The sequence below is a fragment of the Methanobrevibacter thaueri genome (assembly GCF_015062905.1).
Taxonomy (GTDB): domain Archaea; phylum Methanobacteriota; class Methanobacteria; order Methanobacteriales; family Methanobacteriaceae; genus Methanocatella; species Methanocatella thaueri_A.
This window is the reverse complement of record NZ_SUTK01000089.1, coordinates 1-3,757: the sequence shown is the minus strand read 5'-3', so window position 1 is coordinate 3,757 and position 3,757 is coordinate 1. Positions and strand designations below refer to the sequence as shown.

The 3,757-nt window shown below is 39.2% G+C and carries 2 protein-coding genes and 1 pseudogene; all 3 read left to right on the top strand.

The genetic code is table 11. The features are described 5' to 3' along the window. Positions 1–362 (top strand): annotated as a pseudogene (locus E7Z79_RS09500) (4Fe-4S dicluster domain-containing protein); the annotation flags it as partial. 236 nt (positions 363–598) lie between these two features. Next, entirely contained in the window at positions 599–1,954 is a 1,356-nt protein-coding gene (gene glnA, locus E7Z79_RS09495; RefSeq protein ID WP_303739696.1) for a type I glutamate--ammonia ligase, read from the top strand. Positions 1,955–1,988: 34 nt separating this feature from the next. Further along, entirely contained in the window at positions 1,989–3,671 is a 1,683-nt protein-coding gene (locus E7Z79_RS09490) for a DUF128 domain-containing protein (protein ID WP_303739695.1), read from the top strand. The last annotated feature ends 86 nt before the right edge of the window (positions 3,672–3,757 follow it).

The following is a 3,757-nucleotide window of genomic DNA, read 5'->3' as shown; positions in this document are numbered from 1 at the left end:
ACAACATCAGGATAGCTTCAACCGAGGATGTAATCTCCGATTATGATAAGGAAATCATCCGTGAGGTCGCACGTACATACCGGACATTTCTGGGAAACGACTGCACCCGCTGCGGCTATTGCATGCCTTGCCCTCATGGCGTTGACATCATTAACTGCCTTACCGAGTACAACATTGCACACATGATGAGAGACCCTAAGGCCAGTGAAATGCAGTATTTCAGCTTGATTGATGATGATTCCAGAGCTGACAGTTGCATTCAGTGTGAGGAGTGCATTCCGTTCTGTACCCAAATGCTCAACATTCCTGAGGAACTTCAGAAAGTTTATGAGTATTTCGGAAGCGAATTTGACCATTTCTGATTTGGCTTATTATACATTAAGTCAAATTCTTTTACTCTTTTTTGTATTGTTTTGAACAGATTAATATCAAATTTTAAAATTTAATGAACTTTTTTTAGTAAAAAAAATAAAACTTCTTATTTTATATATCAAAAATATCATAATAGAGTATATATAAAGATTTATATACTACGAGTTGGAAATATATTTTTGATTGGAAGATGTTTTCCGACTATTAAATATGGAGCTTGATTTTAATGAGCGATATTCCAGAAGAAAAAATTGAAAGAGTAGTCGAACAAATGAAAGAGGATAACATCAAGTTTATCCGTTTGCAGTTTGTCGACATTAACGGTACTGTAAAAAATATCGTCATACCATTCAATGGCGAAGATATGAGTGACTTATTTAACGAAGGAATGTTATTTGACGGATCATCAATTGCAGGATTTGTAGGAATCAATGAAAGTGATTTGGTCCTTAAACCAGACATTGACACTTACTCAAGATTATCATGGAGACCAGAGGAATCCGCAACATGCAGATTCATCTGTGACGTATGGACAGCTGATGGCGAACCGTTCATAGGAGACCCAAGGGGAGTTCTCAAAAAATCCCTCAAGCACATTGCGAAAATGGGACTTCAATACAACATCGGTCCGGAACCTGAATTCTTCATTGTGGACATTGATGAGAACGGATACCCAATGCCTTACGATGAAGCAGGATACTTCGATGTGGAACCGTTGGACAAAGGTCCTGACTTTAGAAGAGAATTGACCTTGAACCTTGAGGATTTGGACTTTGAGGTTGAAGCATCCCACCACGAAGTGGCACCAGGTCAAAACGAAATCGCATTCAAGTTCAAGGATGCACTTAAAACCGCTGATGCTGTAATCACATTCAAGCAAGCGATTAAGGCTATCGTAGACAACATGGCTACCTTTGACCAAATGGACTACAGGGTAACATTCATGCCAAAACCATTCTTCGGCGTGAGCGGAAGTGGAATGCACTGTCACCAGTCAGTTTTCAAGGGAGACAGAAACTTATTCTCAGACCCTGACTCAGAAACCGGTCTTTCAAAAGATGCACTTTACTTCATGGGAGGATTACTCAAGCACGCTCCAGCTATTACCGCTATTACAAACCCTATTGTTAACTCATACAAACGTTTAGTTCCAGGTTATGAGGCTCCAGTTTACAGGGCATACGGTCTTAGAAACAGATCTGCTTTAATAAGAGTTCCTGCAGCACGTGGAAAAGCAACACGTATCGAGTACAGGTCACCTGACCCTGCATGTAACCCTTACCTTGCATTTACAGTAATGCTTGAAGCAGGTATAGACGGTATCGTCAACAAAATCGACCCAGGAGACCCTGTTGAAGTGGACCTTTACCAATTAAGCGAAGAGGAAATTGCTGAAAGGGGAATCAAGGTTCTTCCAACCAGTTTATGGGAAGCATACCATGCCCTTGAGGAAGACCCACTCATACTTAATGCATTGGGACCTCATGTCAGTGAAAAGTTCCTAGAGCTTAAATATCAAGAATGGGACGAATATCGTGTTCAAGTGTTCGGATACGAACAAAGAAAATATTTAGATATCTAATCTAAATATTTATTTTTTTTAATTGGAGTCAACTATGTCAGATTCAGAACCCCGAATGATTGAAATATTGAGAATATTAACCCAACATGAGAAGCCTATAGGCTCCAAACTGATAGCTGACGAGCTTAGGGACAAGGGTTTTAATTTAGGAGAGCGTGCGGTAAGATACCACATGCAGATTCTGGATGAAAAAGGTTATACTGAAAGAATGGGGTATTCTGGAAGAGTGATTACTGATCTTGGTCGTGAAAAATTGGAAAAGGGCCTTATCTATGACCAGGTCGATTTCATCTATTCAAAATTTGAGGAAATGATTTATTTAACTGACTTCAACTATATGACTCAAACAGGAAATGTTGTTGTAAATACATCAACCGTTTATAACGAAGAATCAATCGATATACTTAAAAATGTTATTGAAAGTGGCCTTTCTGTTAGTCCTTACGTTAATTTAAATGAAGATAAAAGTGAAGACAGAATTGAAGTAACAACATTGTGCGGAACAACAATCGATGGAATACTTCTCAACGAGGGAATATCCTCACAGCCGGTTTATGGAGGACTTCTCAAAGTCGAGGACTACAAGCCAATAAGGTTTGAGGAACTCATATCCTACAAGAAAACCTCACTTACACCACTGGACGCATTCTCTTCACCTAACAGAACATCAGTTCTTGATGTAATCGACTCAGGAAACGGAATAATTCCTGCAAACTTCAGACTGATACCTGGCGTCGGCCGTGACAGGACAGTTGAACTCATTAAAAAACTTGACAAGATTGGCATAGGCGGAGTGATTGGAATCTCCGATGAGGGAAAGGACATATTGGGAATTCCAGTTCCTGATGGAATGGTTGGAATAGCCATTGTCGGGGGAATAACCCCATTCAGAGCAGTGCAGGAATCCGGAGAGAACATTGACATTAAGATTGCTGAGGAAATCAGGGACTTCAAGACATTATCCCCAATCACAACAACAATCAGAAATAACCTGAAACCTGTTACACATGACTTACAACCTAAAATATCATTCTTACTGTCCAAATCATGGAACCTGATACAGCAGGTCAACTTTGATATAGAAAAGAGAAAGGGAGACATCGTTTCCAACATATCATACCTTAAAAGGGACGACCTTGACAAGGCATTGGACATAATGGAAGAGACATACAACGATGACCCTAAACACATCAATCCATACTACCAGATTATGAATCATCCAACCGATGAGGACACTGTTGGAATAGCTACAATCTGCAGTTTGAGCATTGATGGAATCCTTATAAACAATGGAATTATCTGCAATCCAAAATATGGAGGATTGCTGGAGCTTACAGAACCATCATTATTCATTGAGCTAATTTCATACAACGGGTCAACCGTTGACCCTCACAAGATTTTCATTGCAAAGGACATGACATCTGTTTCAACCAGCATCGGCCCGAAAAAGATATTGGCCAGTTTCAAGGAAATTCCATACATTTCACGCGATTATGCTGTTGACCTATTGGATACCTTGGATAAAACAGGATTTTCAATATATAAAATAGGAAAACCGAGAACCCTGACTTACAATGCAAAGGCAGATAACTATAACTTCGGTATCGTTGCAGGCAGTGGTTTGAACTCAATAGCCGCAATTAGAGAAAAAGGCATTGATATACATGTTAAGGCTATTGAAAAATTGATTCCTTTTGAAAAAATGAATAGGTTGTAACTAGATTACAGTTACATCCACTTCTTCACCATCTTTTGGATAGTGTACAAATTCTATTATATCTTCCTCGACTTCATATACATCTA

Excerpts from the sequence above, each read along its gene's own strand:
- glnA (WP_303739696.1), top strand. The coding sequence starts at position 599 with ATGAGCGATATTCCAGAAGAAAAAATTGAAAGAGTAGTCGAACAAATG.
- E7Z79_RS09490 (WP_303739695.1), top strand. The coding sequence starts at position 1,989 with ATGTCAGATTCAGAACCCCGAATGATTGAAATATTGAGAATATTAACC.